Source organism: Delftia acidovorans SPH-1 (genome assembly GCF_000018665.1).
In the GTDB taxonomy this organism is placed as follows: Bacteria; Pseudomonadota; Gammaproteobacteria; order Burkholderiales; family Burkholderiaceae_C; genus Comamonas; species Comamonas acidovorans.
This window is the reverse complement of the sequence record NC_010002.1, coordinates 2,534,939-2,550,619: the sequence shown is the minus strand read 5'-3', so window position 1 is coordinate 2,550,619 and position 15,681 is coordinate 2,534,939. Positions and strand designations below refer to the sequence as shown.

Annotated in this window: 12 protein-coding genes and 1 riboswitch; of the genes, 5 read left to right on the top strand and 7 right to left on the bottom strand. The window is 66.5% G+C overall.

The features are described from left to right. The first annotated feature begins 1 nt into the window (after nt 1). Both DACI_RS11575 and DACI_RS11570 read left to right on the top strand, forming a co-directional pair. Nucleotides 2-1,948 carry a MacB family efflux pump subunit gene (locus tag DACI_RS11575; protein ID WP_012204236.1) on the top strand — a complete coding sequence of 649 codons (1,947 nt, stop codon included), beginning with the start codon at nt 2-4 and terminating at the stop codon, nt 1,946-1,948. A 1-nt stretch (nt 1,949) separates the two neighbouring features. Continuing rightward, on the top strand, nt 1,950-3,335 hold the full coding sequence (locus tag DACI_RS11570) for an efflux transporter outer membrane subunit (RefSeq protein ID WP_012204235.1): 1,386 nt from the start codon (nt 1,950-1,952) through the stop codon (nt 3,333-3,335). A 23-nt stretch (nt 3,336-3,358) separates the two neighbouring features. Here the strand turns inward: DACI_RS11570 and DACI_RS11565 are convergent, their stop codons facing one another. The 5 genes from DACI_RS11565 to DACI_RS11545 all read right to left on the bottom strand — a co-directional run bounded on the left by DACI_RS11565 (nt 3,359) and on the right by DACI_RS11545 (nt 9,557). Then, nucleotides 3,359-4,411: a porin gene (locus DACI_RS11565; RefSeq protein WP_012204234.1), complete on the bottom strand. Its 1,053-nt coding sequence runs from the start codon at nt 4,409-4,411 to the stop codon at nt 3,359-3,361. A gap of 335 nt (nt 4,412-4,746) precedes the next feature. Further along, a complete protein-coding gene (thiC, locus tag DACI_RS11560) occupies nt 4,747-6,690 on the bottom strand; it encodes a phosphomethylpyrimidine synthase ThiC (protein ID WP_012204233.1) in 1,944 nt (647 codons plus the stop codon). Between the two features lie 265 nt (nt 6,691-6,955). Further along, a riboswitch (TPP riboswitch) is annotated at nt 6,956-7,081 on the bottom strand. Between the two features lie 63 nt (nt 7,082-7,144). Continuing rightward, entirely contained in the window at nt 7,145-7,807 is a 663-nt protein-coding gene (locus DACI_RS11555) for a nitroreductase (RefSeq protein WP_012204232.1), read from the bottom strand. 62 nt (nt 7,808-7,869) lie between these two features. Further along, nucleotides 7,870-8,694, bottom strand: coding sequence for a serine O-acetyltransferase (gene cysE, locus DACI_RS11550; RefSeq protein ID WP_012204231.1), 825 nt, complete (start codon nt 8,692-8,694; stop codon nt 7,870-7,872). 35 nt (nt 8,695-8,729) lie between these two features. Further along, entirely contained in the window at nt 8,730-9,557 is an 828-nt protein-coding gene (locus tag DACI_RS11545) for an RNA methyltransferase (RefSeq protein ID WP_012204230.1), read from the bottom strand. Between the two features lie 216 nt (nt 9,558-9,773). Here DACI_RS11545 and DACI_RS11540 point away from each other — a divergent pair, with 216 nt between their 5' ends. Both DACI_RS11540 and DACI_RS11535 read left to right on the top strand, forming a co-directional pair. Further along, nucleotides 9,774-10,688 (top strand): inositol monophosphatase family protein, encoded by a 915-nt coding sequence (locus tag DACI_RS11540; RefSeq protein WP_012204229.1) that lies wholly within the window; start codon nt 9,774-9,776, stop codon nt 10,686-10,688. Between the two features lie 277 nt (nt 10,689-10,965). Continuing rightward, nucleotides 10,966-12,153, top strand: a complete 1,188-nt coding sequence (locus tag DACI_RS11535) for an IS481 family transposase (RefSeq protein ID WP_012202886.1) — start codon at nt 10,966-10,968, stop codon at nt 12,151-12,153. A 287-nt stretch (nt 12,154-12,440) separates the two neighbouring features. Here DACI_RS11535 and fusA read toward each other — a convergent pair whose 3' ends face one another. Beyond that, the gene (gene fusA, locus DACI_RS11530) at nt 12,441-14,543 is read right to left on the bottom strand and encodes an elongation factor G (RefSeq protein WP_012204228.1); all 2,103 of its coding nucleotides are present in this window, start codon (nt 14,541-14,543) and stop codon (nt 12,441-12,443) included. Nucleotides 14,544-14,803: 260 nt separating this feature from the next. Here fusA and DACI_RS11525 point away from each other — a divergent pair, with 260 nt between their 5' ends. Beyond that, nucleotides 14,804-15,154 carry an ArsR/SmtB family transcription factor gene (locus DACI_RS11525; RefSeq protein WP_012204227.1) on the top strand — a complete coding sequence of 117 codons (351 nt, stop codon included), beginning with the start codon at nt 14,804-14,806 and terminating at the stop codon, nt 15,152-15,154. Between the two features lie 32 nt (nt 15,155-15,186). On the opposite strand, the gene DACI_RS11520 is transcribed toward DACI_RS11525, so the two are convergent. Next, the gene (locus DACI_RS11520; RefSeq protein ID WP_012204226.1) at nt 15,187-15,570 is read right to left on the bottom strand and encodes a hypothetical protein; all 384 of its coding nucleotides are present in this window, start codon (nt 15,568-15,570) and stop codon (nt 15,187-15,189) included. Between the last annotated feature and the right edge of the window lie 111 nt (nt 15,571-15,681).

Here is a 15,681-nt window from a genome sequence, read left to right as displayed (position 1 = left end):
CATGGACCAGCCATTGCTGCAGATGCGGGGACTGCGCAGGGAGTTCCCCGCCGGTGACACCACGGTCGCCGTGCTCAAGGACATCGACCTGACCATCGAGGCCGGCGAGATGGTGGCCATCGTCGGCGCCTCGGGCTCGGGCAAGTCCACGCTGATGAACATCCTCGGCTGCCTGGACCATCCGACCTCGGGCAGCTACCGCATCGCCGGCCGCGAGACCGGCGAGCTGGGCCCCGATGCGCTGGCCGCGCTGCGGCGCGAGCATTTCGGCTTCATCTTCCAGCGCTACCACCTGCTGGCCGACCTCACGGCCCAGGGCAATGTGGAGCTGCCATCGGTCTACGCCGGCACGGCGCCCACGGACCGCCATGCGCGCTCGGCCGCCCTGCTCGAACGCCTGGGCCTGGCCGACCGCATGCAGCACCGGCCGGGCCAGCTGTCGGGCGGGCAGCAGCAGCGCGTGTCCATCGCCCGCGCGCTGATGAACGGCGGCGCCGTCATCCTGGCCGACGAGCCCACGGGCGCGCTGGACAAGGCCAGCGGCGAGCAGGTCATGCGCATCCTGCAGGAGCTGCATGCCGACGGCCACACCATCATCCTGGTCACGCACGACATGGCCGTGGCGGCCCACGCCTCGCGCGTGATCGAGATCAGCGACGGCGCCATCATCGCGGACCGGCGCAGCGCCCCGCATGAAAGCAAGCCCCCGCTGGAGGCGACAGCCGCCCCGCGCGCCGCCTCCTGGCGCATGTTCGGCGACCGCTTCGGCGAAGCGCTGCGCATGGCGCTGCGGGCCATGAACGCGCACCGCCTGCGCACCTTCCTGACCATGCTGGGCATCATCATCGGCATCTCTGCCGTGGTCTCGGTGGTGGCGCTGGGGCGCGGCGCGCAGCAGCAGGTGATGAACCAGATCAGCGAGCTGGGCACGAACACGCTGGACATCTTCCCGGGCAAGGACTTCGGCGACACGCGCGCCGCCGCCATCGAGACCCTGGTTGCCGCCGATGCCCAGGCCCTGGCCGAGCAGCCCTACGTGGACAGCGCCACGCCCAACGTATCGGTCAGCGTCACGGCGCTGTACCGCGAGAACGCGGCCATGGCCCAGGTGACGGGCGTGGGCTTCGAGCACTTCCGCGTGAAGGGCCTGCGCCTGGCGTCTGGGCGGTTCTTCGACCAGCGCGACGTGGACCTGCACGCCCAGGTCGCGGTCATCGACCAGAAGGCCGCCACCGCGCTCTTCCCCGGCAACCCCAGCCCGCTGGGCGAGGTGGTGATGCTGGGCGAGATGCCCGTGGAGATCGTGGGCGTGCTGCGCCCCGCGCAAAACAGCTTCGGTGGCTCCACGCCCACCTTCTTCGTGCCCTACACGGCAGCCGCCACGCGCCTGGTCGGCAAGTACCACCTGGACAGCATCACGCTGCGCATCAAGGACGAGGTGCCGGCCGAGATCGCGCTGAAGGCGGCCACCAGCCTGCTCACGGAACGCCACGGCACCAAGGACTTCTTCGTCTGGAACTCCGACCAGATCCGCCAGGCCATCACGCGCACCAGCACCACGCTGACGCTGCTGGTCTCGGCCATCGCCATGATCGCGCTGCTGGTGGGCGGCATCGGCGTGATGAACATCATGCTGGTGTCGGTGACCGAGCGCACGCGCGAGATCGGCGTGCGCATGGCCATCGGCGCGCGCCAGTCGGACATCCTTCAGCAGTTCCTGATCGAGGCCGTGCTGGTCTGCATCGTGGGCGGCATCCTGGGTGTCTCTCTGGCGCTGAGCCTGGGCCTGGCAGTGAGCCTGTCGGGCTCCAGCTTCCAGCTGTCGTTCTCGGCCGCCTCCATCGTGCTGGCCGTCGCCTGCTCCTCGCTCATAGGCATCACCTTCGGCTTCCTGCCCGCGCGCAGCGCGGCGCGCCTGGACCCCGTCCAGGCCCTCTCCAGAGATTGACATGCATATGCTCAAGACCAGCGCGCTGGCATGCGCCGTGGCCCTTGCGGGCTGCGGCGCCATCACGCGCCCCCCCTACGAAGCGCCACAGGTGGCGCTGCCCGCGCAGTTCGAACATGCGCAGGCATCGTCCCCGGCAGCCACGCCCACGCCCATGACCGATGCCTGGTGGCACGGCTTCGGCGATCCACGGCTCGATGCCTGGATTGACCTGGCGCTGGCGCGCAACCCTGACATGGCCACGGCCGGCATCCGCGTGCGGCGTGCCGCGCTGCAGGCGCAACTGGCAGGCCATGCGCTGCTGCCCCAGCCCAGCGGCAGCGCAGGCACGGGCGCCAGCCGCCCGCTGTCGGGCAGCCAGCGCAGCACCCTGGAGAACGCCAGCGCCACACTGGGCGTGGCCTGGGAGCTGGACCTGTTCGACCGGCTGGGCGCGCAGCGCGATGCCGCCGTCTTCGAAGCACAGGCCAGCGTGCAGGACAGGAATGCCGTGGCGCTGTCGCTGACCACCACCACGGCCAGCCTGTACTGGCAACTGGCGCTGGCCAACGAGCGCCTGGACATGTCACGCCAAAGCCTGGAGTACGTGCGCCGCACCATCGACCTGGTGCAGGCCCAGTACCGCAGCGGCGCAGTGTCCGGCCTGGAGCTGCGCGAGGCCCGGCAGGCCCTGGCCGAGCAGCAGGCCCTGCTGAGCCAATACACCCAGGCCCGCGCCGAACTGCGCCAGGCATTGGCCGAATTGCTGCAGGGCGCCGAGCCGCCCGGTGGCGAGCCCCAGGCGCTGCCCGTGGCCGACCTGCCCGCCGTGCAGCCAGGCCTGCCCGCCGACCTGCTGGGGCGCCGCCCCGACCTGCGCGCCGCCGAACTGCGGCTGCGCGGCGCCCTGGCCGGCAGCGATGCCACGGCCGCCAGCTACTACCCGCGGCTATCGCTCACCGGCAGCCTGGGCACCTCCAGCAGCACCCTGCTCGATGTGCTGGCCAATCCCGTGGCGGCCCTGGGCGCCAACCTGGCCCTGCCGTTTCTCAATGTGCGCGAGATGCGGCTGAACACCGCCATTGCACGCAGCCAGTACGAAGAGGCGGTGGTCAACTTCCGCAAAACGCTGTACGCCGCGTTGGCCGAAACGGAAAAATCCCTGTCCGCCCGCACCGAACTGGCCCTCCAGGAAGAGGCCCAGCAGCGCGCCACGCAGGAATCCGTGGAAATCACGCGGCTGTACGAGGCGCGCTATCGCGCCGGCCAGGTGCCGCTGCGCACCTGGCTGGACGCCCAAGAGCGCCGCCGCGCAGCGCAGCTGGCCCTGTCCGCGCTGCACCTGGCACGCCTGCAGAACCAGCTCACGCTGCACAAGGCGCTAGGTGGAGGGTGGCCGGCTTCCTGAAGCCACCACCCGGGGTCCCAGAGTCAGAACGAATGCGCCATGCCCACGTAGAAGCCGGTCTGGCTGCCGCCCGGCGCCGGGTTGTTGTTGGTGGTCTCCACCGAGAAGTTCGCATTGCCGCCATTGCGCACATTGCCCACGCTGGCGTACAGCAGCGTGCGCTTGGACAGCGCGTAGTCGGCGCCCGCCATGAACAGGTTGGCGCTGCCGCCGCCGTTGTTGACCGTGGTGCGGTAGCCCGCCCCGATCAGCGTCAGCGGGCCTGACACCTTGTAGCGCGCGCCCATCCAGTACTGCCGCGCCTTGTTGGGCACGCCAGCTGCGCTGTCGGGCGCGGACAGCTGCTCATAGCCCGCGAACAGCTTGAACGCGGACAGCGTCACCGTGCCGCCCAGCGTCAGGTTGCGGGAGGTGGTGTAGAGATCGCTGAAGCGGCCATTGGCATCGCGGGCCACATCGTAGATGGCGCGCAACTCGAACGTGGGCGCGGTATAGGACACGGACAGCGCATCCTTGCGCAGCCGCGATGCGCCCTGCGGCTGCTCGCCCAGGCCGGTCAGCGCCAGCACGCCCAGGCCGCCCCAGCTGGGCGTTTCGTAGGAAATCATGTTGTCATGCCCGCCCCAGTTGCGCCCCCGCACCAGCGTGGCCGAGCCGATGAACTGCTGGCCCGTGGGGTCCAGCGCCCAGTGCGCATCCGAGATCGACAGGTCCTTGCCCAGCTTCAGCGTGCCCCAGCCGCTGCGCAGGCCCACGAAGGTGCGGCGGTTGAAGAAACCTGCGCCGTTGAACTTGGCATCGTCGATGCTGAAGCCCGACTCCAGCGTGAACAGCGCATGCAGCCCCCCGCCCAGGTCCTCCTCCCCCTTGAAACCCAGCATGCTCGTGCCCCACTGGTTGCCCACGGCCCGCCACAGATTGCCAGAGCCCCCCGTGGCCGGGTCGTACACATTGCTCTGGTAGTCCACCCCCGCGACCACACGCCCATAGAGCGTGACCGAACTCTGGGCCTGGGCCGCCAGGGCCGTGCCCAATGCAAGCGCCGTCCCCAGCCGTTGAATGGTTCTTCTAGCCATGTCGTCTCCTCCTCCCGATTGCCAGTTGGCGAAAGCCCTCGCCACGAGGGCCAGGGCGTACTGAAATCCTTGCCGGCCACGCGTGGAAACTGTGGCCGTACAGTCAGCGCGTTCTTGTTCTTGTGCCTGCGAAGCCTGCGGGGGCAACGCCGGTAACGGCTGGTCATGGAATTCTCGGAGGGAGAAGGTGGCTGGAGATAAACGATTCGGCGACGGACTGATCCTCAGCCATCACGGACCGCTAGGTGTTTTCCCAAGGAAAGGCCGCCGCGCCATCCACGGCGGCCACCGGGCCGCGCATTGCACGCAGCCCGGATCGGCCCGATGCCGCGCGATCAACGCGCCGTCGTATCGCTGCTGGCCGCCACGATGGGGATATAGAACTCCCCGCCCGCACGGTTGAATTCCTCGGCCTTGGCCTGCATTCCGGCGGCAATGCCTTCCTGCTCGGCCACGCCCTTGGCAGCGGCGAATTCGCGCACTTCCTGGGTGATCTTCATGGAGCAGAACTTGGGGCCGCACATGGAGCAGAAGTGCGCCACCTTGGCGCTGTCCTTGGGCAGGGTTTCGTCGTGGTAGGCCTGGGCGGTGTCGGGGTCCAGGCCCAGGTTGAACTGGTCCTGCCAGCGGAAGTCGAAGCGGGCCTGGCTCAGCGCGTCGTCGCGGGCGCGGGCGCCGGGGTGGCCCTTGGCGACGTCGGCCGCGTGGGCGGCGATCTTGTACGCGATGATGCCCTGCTTGACGTCGTCGCGGTCGGGCAGGCCCAGGTGTTCCTTGGGCGTGACGTAGCACAGCATGGCGGTGCCGAACCAGCCGATCATGGCCGCGCCGATGGCGCTGGCGATGTGGTCGTAGCCGGGGGCGATGTCGATGGTCAGCGGGCCCAGGGTGTAGAACGGCGCCTCGTGGCAGTGCTTGAGCTGCTCGGTCATGTTGGCCTGGATCATGTGCATGGGCACGTGGCCGGGGCCTTCGATCATGGTCTGCACGTCGTGCTTCCAGGCCAGCTGGGTCAGCTCGCCCAGGGTCTTGAGTTCGGCGAACTGGGCTTCGTCATTGGCGTCCGAGGCGCTGCCGGGGCGCAGTCCGTCGCCCAGCGAGAAGCTGACGTCGTACTGCTTCATGATGTCGCAGATGTCCTCGAAGTGCTCGTACAGGAAGCTCTCGCGGTGGTGGGCCATGCACCACTTGGCCATGATGGAGCCGCCGCGCGAGACGATGCCCGTGCGGCGCTGGGCCGTGAGGTGGATGTAGGCCAGGCGCACGCCGGCGTGGATGGTGAAGTAGTCCACGCCCTGCTCGGCCTGCTCGATCAGGGTGTCGCGGAAGATGGGCCAGGTCAGGTCCTCGGCAATGCCGCCCACTTTCTCCAGCGCCTGGTAGATGGGCACGGTGCCGATGGGCACGGGCGAGTTGCGGATGATCCAGTCGCGCGTGGTGTGGATGTTCTTGCCGGTGGACAGGTCCATCACGTTGTCCGCACCCCAGCGGATGGCCCAGACCAGCTTCTCGACCTCTTCCTCGATGCTGGAGGTGACGGCCGAGTTGCCGATGTTGGCGTTGATCTTGACCTTGAAGTTGCGCCCGATGGCCATGGGCTCGATCTCGGGGTGGTTGATGTTGGCCGGGATGATGGCGCGGCCGCGCGCCACTTCGTCGCGCACGAACTCGGGCGTGATGATCTTGGGGATGGCGGCGCCCAGGCCGTTGCCGGCCAGGCGCGCCTCGCGCGCGGCGTCCTGCTGGTACTCGGCCATCCATTCGCGGCGGCCGTTCTCGCGCAGGGCCACGTATTCCATCTCGGGCGTGATGATGCCCTTGCGCGCGTAGTGCATCTGGGTGACGTTGCCGCCGCTCTTGGCGCGGCGGGGTTGGCGCTGCAGCGATGCGGCCTCGGCCCGCAGGCGGGCCACGCGCTCATCTTCCTCGCCGCGCTTGCCGCCGTCGTCCAGGGCCTGGCGCAGGCGGCCGGCGTAGTACTCGCTGTCGCCGCGCGACTCGATCCAGGCATTGCGCACGCCAGGCAGGCCGCTGCGCACGTCGATGGCCACGGCCGGATCGGTGTAGGGGCCCGAGGTGTCATAGACGCTGACCTGCTCGCCATTGGTCAGCTGGATATCGCGCACGGGCACGTTGAGGCCGCTGTGCAGGCTGCCTTGCAGATAGCTCTTGGTGGAGGCCGGGAACGGCTTGCGCGACTGCGCCAGCAGGTCGGAAAAACGCTGTGCGTCTGGAGCTTCGCCGGCTGCGGGGGTGAAGATGGAATCGGGAGCGTTCATGTCGGGTTCCTTGCGTTCAAAGCGTCGATCAACAACGCTCCGGGAACCGGACACTCCTTGGGCTGTGCCAAAGGCCGCGCACCGGGCTATGCCAGTGTGGGCCTGCCAGGGCCGTATGGCCTTGGCCCCTGGTTGCCACGCACGCCAAGGCGCACGAGCAGCCTTGGTTGGCAAGGGTCGATGCGCATCGGATGGTGGCCTGCCTGGCCGTTGCGGCCCTGCGTGTATCCGCCGTGGCGGATTTCCATCCTCTGACTTCGGCCCCGCTTCAGGGTCCCGCTCTTCTTCCGCCGGTATCAACCGGATCAAGTTCGTCGGGTTCGCCGCCTGGCCCATGCAGCGCATGGACCGGTTGGCATCTCAGTGCATCAGCACACCCCGGAGCAGAGCGCAGTATAGGGGATGGCAAGGCGCCCTTGCCCTGCGGGTTTGCCCAGGGGCCTGAAAGCCCTGCTCAGTCGAAGCCGCGCATCTGTGCCCATTCGGCCACCGGTGCGCGCGTGGCGCGCCAGCCGTTGATGGGGGCATCCTTGTCCTCGTAGCCCAGCGCAATGCCGAAGGCCACGTGGTAGCCCTCGGGCAGCGCCAGCGCCTGGGTCACGGCATCGTTGTAGCGGCGCCAGAAGCCCTGGGCGCAGGTGGCCAGGCCATTGGCGCAGGCCAGCAGCATGAAGGACTGCAGGTAGATGCCCAGGTCCACCCATTGCGGCAGGCCCATGCGCTCGTCCACGGCCACGATCAGGCCCACGGGCGCGCCGAAGAACTGGCCGTTGCGCGCCAGCTGCTCCAGCCGCGCGGGCTTGTCATCACGCGGAATGCCCAGCGACTGGTACAGCTCCTCGCCATTGGCAAAGCGCCGGCTGCGGTAGGGCTCCCAGAGGTTGGGCGGGTAGGACAGGCCGGGCTGGGCGTCCTGGGGCTCGGCTTCGGCAACGGCGGTGAGCAGCTGCTGCAGCGGCTCGCCCGTCAGCGCCAGCACGCGCCAGGGCTGCAGGTTGCCGCCCGAGGCCGCTTGTGCCGACTGTTCCATCAGGGAGCGCACCAGCGCCGCATCGGGCGACTGGGGCAGGAAGGCGCGCACGGAGCGGCGCGCATGCAAGGCCTGTTCAACGTTCATGCTGGTCGGAGTCTCCGGTCTTCTTGGGGGATCTTGGGGATCTTTGGTGATCTTGTGCAGGCCTACTTGCCCATGATCTGGTCGATCTTGTCCTTCTGGAAGGCCTGCGGGCGCTCGGACTCGCAGGGCACGCAGTCGCCCACCTTGCTGCCGGCCGAGAGCTTGGCAATGGCCTCCCACAGCAGCGCGATCTGCTGCTCGTGCGCGGCCGCGCCATCGCTCAGGCCGCGCATGGCCTGGGCCACGGGGTCCATTTCCTGGGTGATGCCGTAGGCCGTGAACGGCTGGGGCGCGGCAGCCGACGGGACCTTGATGGCCTCGGACTTGGCAGATGCCAGGTCGTGCTCGGTCACATCGGCGCTGTGGCCGTTCTTGCTGGCGATGATGCGCGCCGGAATGCCCACGGCCGTGGCGCCTGCGGGCACGGGCTTGATGACCACGGCATTGCTGCCGATCTTGGCGCCGTCGCCCACCTCGAAGCCGCCCAGCACCTTGGCGCCCGCGCTGACCACCACATCGCGGCCCAGCGTGGGATGGCGCTTGGCGCCCTTGTACAGCGAGGTGCCGCCCAGGGTCACGCCGTGGTAGATGGTGCAGCCGTCGCCGACCACGGCCGTCTCGCCGATGACGACGCCCATGCCGTGGTCGATGAAGACGCGCTCGCCGATGACGGCGCCCGGGTGGATCTCGATGCCCGTGAGCCAGCGGCCGATGTGCGAGATGAAGCGCCCCAGCCACTTGAGGCCATGGTTCCAGCACCAGTGCGCCGGGCGTTGCAGCCAGATCGCATGCAGACCCGGATAACAGGTGATGACCTCCCAGGTGCTGCGTGCCGCAGGGTCGCGGTCGAGGATGCACTGGATATCGGAGCGCAGGCGGTCAAGCATCTAGGGGCTGGTTATTGTTGACAAGACCGCTCAGTCTAGCGTTTCGGTGGGGTGCTCTGCAGCATGGCCTTCGCAACACCGCGCAGGATGTGGATTTCCTCGGCGGTCAGTTGCGAGCGGTTGAAAAGCTGGTTGAGGCGCGGCATCAGCTTCTTGGGCGCGGCCGGATCGAGAAAGCCGATATGCGCCAGCGCCTGCTCCCAGTGGCCCAGCATGCCGGCCACCTGGGCCGCGTCGGCGCGCTGCGGCGCAGGCGTGTGCTCCACCACGGGAAAGCCGCCCAGCGCCTGGCGCCACTCATAGGCCACCACCTGGATGGCTGCCCCCAGGTTCAGCGAGCCGAACTGCGGATTGGACGGAATCGACAGCGCCACATCGCTGCGGTAGACATCGTCGTTGCTCATGCCGAAGCGCTCGCAGCCGAACAGGAAGGCCACGCCGGACTGGTTGCAGCGCGGCGCGGGAGCCGGTGCGGACACGGATGCATCGGTGGGCGGTGCCGCTTCATCGGCCGCATCGGACACATCGGGCGCAGCCAGCACATCCAGCGCCCCGCTGAGCAGCAGCTCGAAATGCTGGCGCGGCGTGCGCGTGGGCGGGCCGAAGTCGCGCGGCGTCATGGCCGTGGCGCACAGGTGGCTGATGCCGTCCAGCGCCTCCTCCAGCGTCTCGACCACGCGCGCATTGCCCAGCACGTCCAGCGCGCCGCTGGCCCGCTGGATGGTCTCTTCCTTGCGCAGCACGTTGGGCCAGCGCGGGCGCACCAGCACCAGGTCGTCAAAGCCCATGGTCTTCAGGGCGCGGGCGGCGGCGCCCACATTGCCGGCGTGGCTGGTTTCTATCAGTACGAATCGGGTTTTCATGGCGTCGCTGGCCTGCCGGCGCCGGCAGAGCCCCCAAGACGGGACAGGTTGCGCAGCACAAAACGGACAAGGCGGGTAAAATTGCGCGCTATTGTCGCCGCCCCGCATCGCCGGACGCGGCTTTTTCCGTTCTTACCCGCGTCAAACAGCCTGCTTTTGCCAGAGAGGACCGTCCTCTCCTTGCACAGCCGCTGCTCCGCCAACGCCTCACAATCTATGTCGACCAACCTGCATCCCATGCTCAACGTGGCCATCAAGGCCGCACGCGCCGCCGGCGCCATCATCAACCGCGCGGCTCTTGACGTGGAATCCGTGCGTGTCGCACAAAAGCAGGTCAACGACTTTGTGACCGAGGTGGACAAGGCGGCCGAGCAGGCCATCATCGAAACCTTGCTGGGCGCCTACCCGGGCCACGGCATCCTGGCCGAGGAATCGGGCAACGAGTTCGGCGCCAAGAACTCCGACTACGTCTGGATCATCGATCCGCTGGACGGCACCACCAACTTCATCCACGGCTTCCCCGTGTACTGCGTGAGCATTGCCCTGTCCTTCAAGGGCAAGGTGGAGCACGCCGTGGTGTACGACCCCTCGCGCAACGACCTGTTCACGGCCACGCGCGGCCGCGGCGCCTACCTGAATGACCGCCGCATCCGCGTGTCCAAGCGCATCCAGCTCAAGGACAGCCTGATCTCCACCGGCTTCCCCTTCCGCCGTGGCGACAACTTCAAGCAGTACATGAACATGCTGGGCGACGTGATGCAGGAAACCGCAGGCGTGCGCCGCCCCGGTGCCGCCGCACTGGACCTGGCCTACGTGGCAGCCGGCTTTGCCGATGGCTTCTTCGAAAGCGGCCTGCAGATCTGGGACGTGGCCGCCGGCAGCCTGCTGGTGACCGAGGCCGGTGGCCTGGTCGGCAACTTCACGGGCGAGGCTGATTTCCTGGAGCAGAAGGAATGCCTGGCGGGCAATCCGCGCATTTATGGTGCGCTGGTCGGCATCGTTGGCAAGTACAGCAAGTTTGCTTCTGCTGGGGAGAAGGCTGGTGTGCGGCAGGCTTTGGCGGATTCTGGTGAGGCGGCTCCCGTCGCTGATGCTGAAACTGCTGAGTCTGAGCAGCAGCCTGAGGCTTGATTCCGGCTTCTCCTCTCTTATGAAAAACAGCTCCTTCAAGGAGCTGTTTTTCGTTGGGCGTGGGTTCGGTGCGCTTTTTGCCCCTGCCGGGAGGTTGCTTTTCGGGGCCGGGTCTCGGCCCGGCGGCCGACTGCCCTTTCTTGATTCGCCAAGAAAGGTCAGGTCAAAGAAGGCGACCGGTACGACTCACACTCATAGGTGACACATCAGTACAAGGACATGGGTAACAGATCCAAGCTTGGCAGCTGGAGCCAACAGCAGCCAAGGAGCGATCACCATGCCCTGGAAGGAGTGCGCACCCATGGACGAGAAACTGCTCTTCATAGCCGACCACCTGCGCGGTGGTGCGCCGCTGAGCGAGCTGTGCAGGCGCTACGGCATCAGCCGCAAGACGGCCTACAAGTGGGTTGAGCGTTACCGCCAACTGGGCATGGATGGATTGCAAGAACGCAGTCGCAGGCCCCACGGGAACAATCAGGCGATCAGCTATGCACAGCGCCGGGCCATCATTGAGCTGCGCACGCAGCAAAGGTCACAGATGGGGCCCAAGAAGCTGCACGCTTTGCTCCTGCAGCGCTGGGGCCCACAGGAGACACCCAGCAAAACCACCATCTACAACGTGCTGAAGGCTGAGGGGCTTGTTTGCAGCAGGCGTGTACGCAGACGCTCGGTGCCTACGGCCCAGCCCTTGCGAACGAGCAAGCAGCCCAATGGGGTGTGGAGTGCAGACTACAAAGGCCAGTTCAAGACAGCCGATGGTCACTGGTGCTATCCATTGACCATCATGGACCACGCCAGCCGCTATTTGCTGGCCGTGCACGTCTACGACAGCCCCAACTACGAGGATGCCAAACGCAGCTTCGAACAGGTGTTTCGGCAATACGGACTGCCCGAGCGCATACGCAGTGACAACGGTCCGCCATTCGCGACTACTGGCGTGGCGGGCCTGTCACGCCTGGCGATATGGTGGATAAGGCTGGGCATCAGGCCGGAGCGCATCGAGAGGGGCAAGCCACAGCAAAACGGTCGCCACGAGCGGATGCACCGCACGCTCAAGCATGCCCTGGGCAAAGAGCCTGCGGCGGACAAAGCGGCATTGCAGATGCAGCTCGATGCCTTTGTGGAGCACTACAACCAGCAGCGCCCGCATGAGGCCTTGCAGCAAAGCATGCCGGCCCAGCATTACAGCGACTCGGCCAGGCCATACCCCTCAAAGCTACCGGAGCTGCAGTACCCGAAGCATTGGGAACGAGTTCGAGTCAGCCACAACGGCCTGATTTACTGGCGAGCGCTGCGGGTCTACATCGGCTACCTGCTGGCGGGGCAGTGGATCGGGATGCAGGAGGTGGCCGCTGGCCAGTGGGATGTGTATCTGGGGCCGGTGCGACTGGGCTGCTTCAACGAAGAGGATGTGCGAGGACCCCAGAAGGACTATGTGAGCTTGAAGTGTTACCCATGTCTGTGAGCTGAGTTGTTACCCATGTCCTTGACACGTACAACCCGAATGTCCGCGACCCTCCGCTTCGCTGCGGGCAACCTGCGTCGTGGCGGTTGCGGGGTTCGCCGTGAAACTCACTTCGCGCTGCGCGCTCCGTTCAGACAATCACGGCGAGTCAGATGACGAAGCAGTCCTGTCCTGCGGCAGGACTGCAACCCCGCAGGCGGCCCGACGCAGGCGCGGGCATACGGGAGGGGTGAGAGCGGGCCACGGTCAGGGGCAGCATGCTGCCCACTGCACGTTTACCGCCTCTTTTACCTCGCGCGTGCGTTGATCACGGCCTCAGCCACGTTGCGCGGTGCTTCGGCGTAGTGCTTGAACTCCATGGAGTAGGTGGCACGGCCTTGCGTTTGCGAGCGCAGGGAGGTGGCGTAGCCGAACATTTCGGACAGGGGCACTTCGGCCTTGATGGACTTGCCGCCGCCGGCCATGTCGTCCATGCCCTGCACCATGCCGCGCCGCGAGGACAGGTCGCCCATGACGGTGCCGGCGTAGTCTTCGGGCGTCTCGACTTCCACGGCCATCATGGGCTCCAGGATGACGGGGCTGGCCTTTCTCGCCGCTTCCTTGAAGCCGAAGATGGCCGCCATCTTGAACGCCATTTCGTTGGAATCCACGTCATGGTAGGAGCCGAAGGTCAGCGTGACCTTGACGTCCACCACGGGGTAGCCGGCCAGCACGCCGCTGGTCAGGGCCTCGACCACGCCCTTTTCCACCGCAGGGATGTACTCGCGCGGCACCACGCCGCCCTTGATGGCGTCGACGAACTCGAAGCCCTTGCCGGGTTCCTGCGGCTCCACCGTGAAGACCACGTGGCCGTACTGGCCCTTGCCGCCGGACTGGCGCACGAACTTGCCGTCCACATCGGTGACTTTCTTGCGGATGGTCTCGCGGTAGGCCACCTGGGGCTTGCCCACGTTGGCTTCCACGTTGAACTCGCGCTTCATGCGGTCAACGATGATTTCCAGGTGCAGCTCGCCCATGCCGGCAATGATGGTCTGGCCCGATTCCTCATCGGTGCGCACGCGGAAGGACGGGTCTTCGGCCGCCAGGCGCGACAGGGCAATGCCCATCTTTTCCTGGTCGGCCTTGGACTTGGGCTCCACGGCCTGGGCGATGACGGGCTCGGGGAAGACCATCTTCTCCAGCACGATGGGCGCGGACGGGTCGCACAGGGTCTCGCCCGTGGTCACGTCCTTCAGGCCCACGCAGGCGGCAATGTCGCCGGCGTGGATTTCATCGACCTCCAGGCGTTCATTGGCATGCATCTGCACGATGCGGCCAATGCGCTCCTTCTTGTCCTTGACGGAGTTGAGCACGCTGTCGCCCTTGTTCAGCACGCCCGAGTAGACGCGCACAAAGGTGAGCTGGCCCACGAAGGGGTCGGTCATCAGCTTGAAGGCCAGGGCAGAGAACTTCTCGCTGTCATCGGCATGGCGCACGATGATGGAGCCGTCTTCGGCATGGCCTTCCACGGGCGGGACTTCCAGCGGGGAAGGCATGAGCTCGACCACGGCGTCCAGCAGGCGCTGCACACCCTTGTTCTTGAAGGCCGAGCCGCACAGCATGGGCTGGATCTCGCCCGCAATGGTGCGCAGGCGCAGGCCGCGCAGGATGTCGGCCTCGGGCAGGTCGCCTTCTTCCAGGTAGCGGTTCATCAAGTCTTCGCTGGCCTCGGCAGCCGCCTCCACCATGGACTCGCGCCACTTCCTGGCGTCTGCCACCATGGCTGCGGGAATGTCCTGGTACTCGAACTTCATGCCCTGCGTGGCCTCGTCCCAGATGATGGCCTTCATCTTGAGCAGGTCCACCACGCCGGTGAACTGCTGCTCTGCGCCAATGGGCAGCACGATGGGCACGGGGTTGGCCTTGAGGCGGTCCACCATCATCTGCCGCACGCGCAGAAAATCCGCGCCCGTGCGGTCCATCTTGTTGACGAAGGCCAGACGCGGCACCTTGTACTTGTTGGCCTGGCGCCAGACCGTCTCGGACTGCGGCTGCACGCCGCCCACGGCGTCATAGACCATCACGGCGCCGTCGAGCACGCGCATGGAACGCTCCACTTCAATCGTGAAGTCCACGTGGCCCGGGGTGTCGATGATGTTGATGCGGTGCTGGTCAAAGCGGCCGTCCATGCCCTTCCAGAAGCAGGTGGTCGCCGCCGAGGTGATGGTGATGCCGCGCTCCTGCTCCTGCTCCATCCAGTCCATGATGGCGGCGCCCTCGTGCACCTCGCCCAGCTTGTGGCTCACCCCGGTGTAGAACAGGATGCGCTCGGTCGTGGTGGTCTTGCCGGCATCGATGTGCGCGGAGATACCAATGTTGCGATAGCGTTCTATGGGGGTATGGCGGGCCATGAAAGGACTCCTGGGTGCTGATGAAAGCGTTGATGCGTGGATCTGCCGTGGGCTGGGATTCTCGCGGGGGTTGAATGAGGGTTGATGACAATTGGAATGTACGAAGACAATCGTACTATCTTCCGCAACTTCTTGCAGAACGATCCATGTTTTCACCACGCCATGCCCCTGTCTGCCAGATAACTGCCCGCGCCACGCCGCATCAGCAACGTGCGGCATTGCTTCCATGGCACAGTGGCGCCCCATCGACTGGACGATTCATGCTTGCCAACCACCCCGACCGCGAACAGATACGCCTGGAAAACCTGCTCAACGCCCTGGGCAACCCCCTGCGCCTGGCCGTGGTGCGCGCGCTGGCCGCAGGCCATGAGCGCGCCTGCGGCTCGCTCTTGCAAGGCCAGTCCAAATCCACCATGACCCACCACTGGCGCGTGCTGCGCGACAGCGGCGTGATCTGGCAGCGCCCCGATGGCCGGGAAAACCTGCTCTCCCTGCGCCGCGAAGACCTGGATGCGCGCTTTCCCGGCCTGCTGGACGCGCTGCTGCAGGCCCTGGCCGAAGACCCGCTCACCGAACAGGCCACGGCCGCACACCTCAAACCCTGCCCTTGAAGCCCCTGCAACCCAGGCGGAAGCCCTGCGCCCTACCCCTTCACGGCAAGCCCCGCAGCAACGCCCTCATCCGCAAACCGCTTGGCCGCCTTGAGCAGATAGCTCACGGCATAGAGGATGGGGTCGTCGGCCTCGTCGCCATTCAGATGGTCCACCACCTCGACGGCATAGCCTAAATCCACCGCCGTGTCGTGCAGCAGGCCCAGCAGTTCCTTGTCCTGCGGTTCCAGCGACTGCGCCTGATCGGCCTTGGCGTAGTAGATGCGCAGCAGGTCGCGGCAGACGCAGTTGATGGCCGTGACCTTGTGGCGAGCGTGCAGCTCCAGCACTTCGAGGGCAGCGCCCAGGTGCAGGACGGCGTCGATGGCCAGGTCGTCGAGGTTGGGTTGAGAAACGGTGCGGATGTCTTGATCCATCGAAGCCTCCTCTGATGATTGAAGCCTGCGTCTCGGCCTCGTACCGAGCTGTGCCGGATGCAAGGCAGCAGCAGCCCAAGATCAACAAAAGAGTTAAATATAACGTGGTTT

Excerpts from the sequence above, each read along its gene's own strand:
- DACI_RS11570 (WP_012204235.1), top strand. The coding sequence starts at position 1,950 with ATGCATATGCTCAAGACCAGCGCGCTGGCATGCGCCGTGGCCCTTGCG.
- DACI_RS11575 (WP_012204236.1), top strand. The coding sequence starts at position 2 with ATGGACCAGCCATTGCTGCAGATGCGGGGACTGCGCAGGGAGTTCCCC.
- DACI_RS11525 (WP_012204227.1), top strand. The coding sequence starts at position 14,804 with ATGCTTGCCAACCACCCCGACCGCGAACAGATACGCCTGGAAAACCTG.
- DACI_RS11555 (WP_012204232.1), bottom strand. The coding sequence starts at position 7,807 with ATGAACGTTGAACAGGCCTTGCATGCGCGCCGCTCCGTGCGCGCCTTC.
- thiC (WP_012204233.1), bottom strand. The coding sequence starts at position 6,690 with ATGAACGCTCCCGATTCCATCTTCACCCCCGCAGCCGGCGAAGCTCCA.
- cysE (WP_012204231.1), bottom strand. The coding sequence starts at position 8,694 with ATGCTTGACCGCCTGCGCTCCGATATCCAGTGCATCCTCGACCGCGAC.
- DACI_RS11540 (WP_012204229.1), top strand. The coding sequence starts at position 9,774 with ATGTCGACCAACCTGCATCCCATGCTCAACGTGGCCATCAAGGCCGCA.
- DACI_RS11565 (WP_012204234.1), bottom strand. The coding sequence starts at position 4,411 with ATGGCTAGAAGAACCATTCAACGGCTGGGGACGGCGCTTGCATTGGGC.
- DACI_RS11545 (WP_012204230.1), bottom strand. The coding sequence starts at position 9,557 with ATGAAAACCCGATTCGTACTGATAGAAACCAGCCACGCCGGCAATGTG.
- fusA (WP_012204228.1), bottom strand. The coding sequence starts at position 14,543 with ATGGCCCGCCATACCCCCATAGAACGCTATCGCAACATTGGTATCTCC.
- DACI_RS11520 (WP_012204226.1), bottom strand. The coding sequence starts at position 15,570 with ATGGATCAAGACATCCGCACCGTTTCTCAACCCAACCTCGACGACCTG.
- DACI_RS11535 (WP_012202886.1), top strand. The coding sequence starts at position 10,966 with ATGCCCTGGAAGGAGTGCGCACCCATGGACGAGAAACTGCTCTTCATA.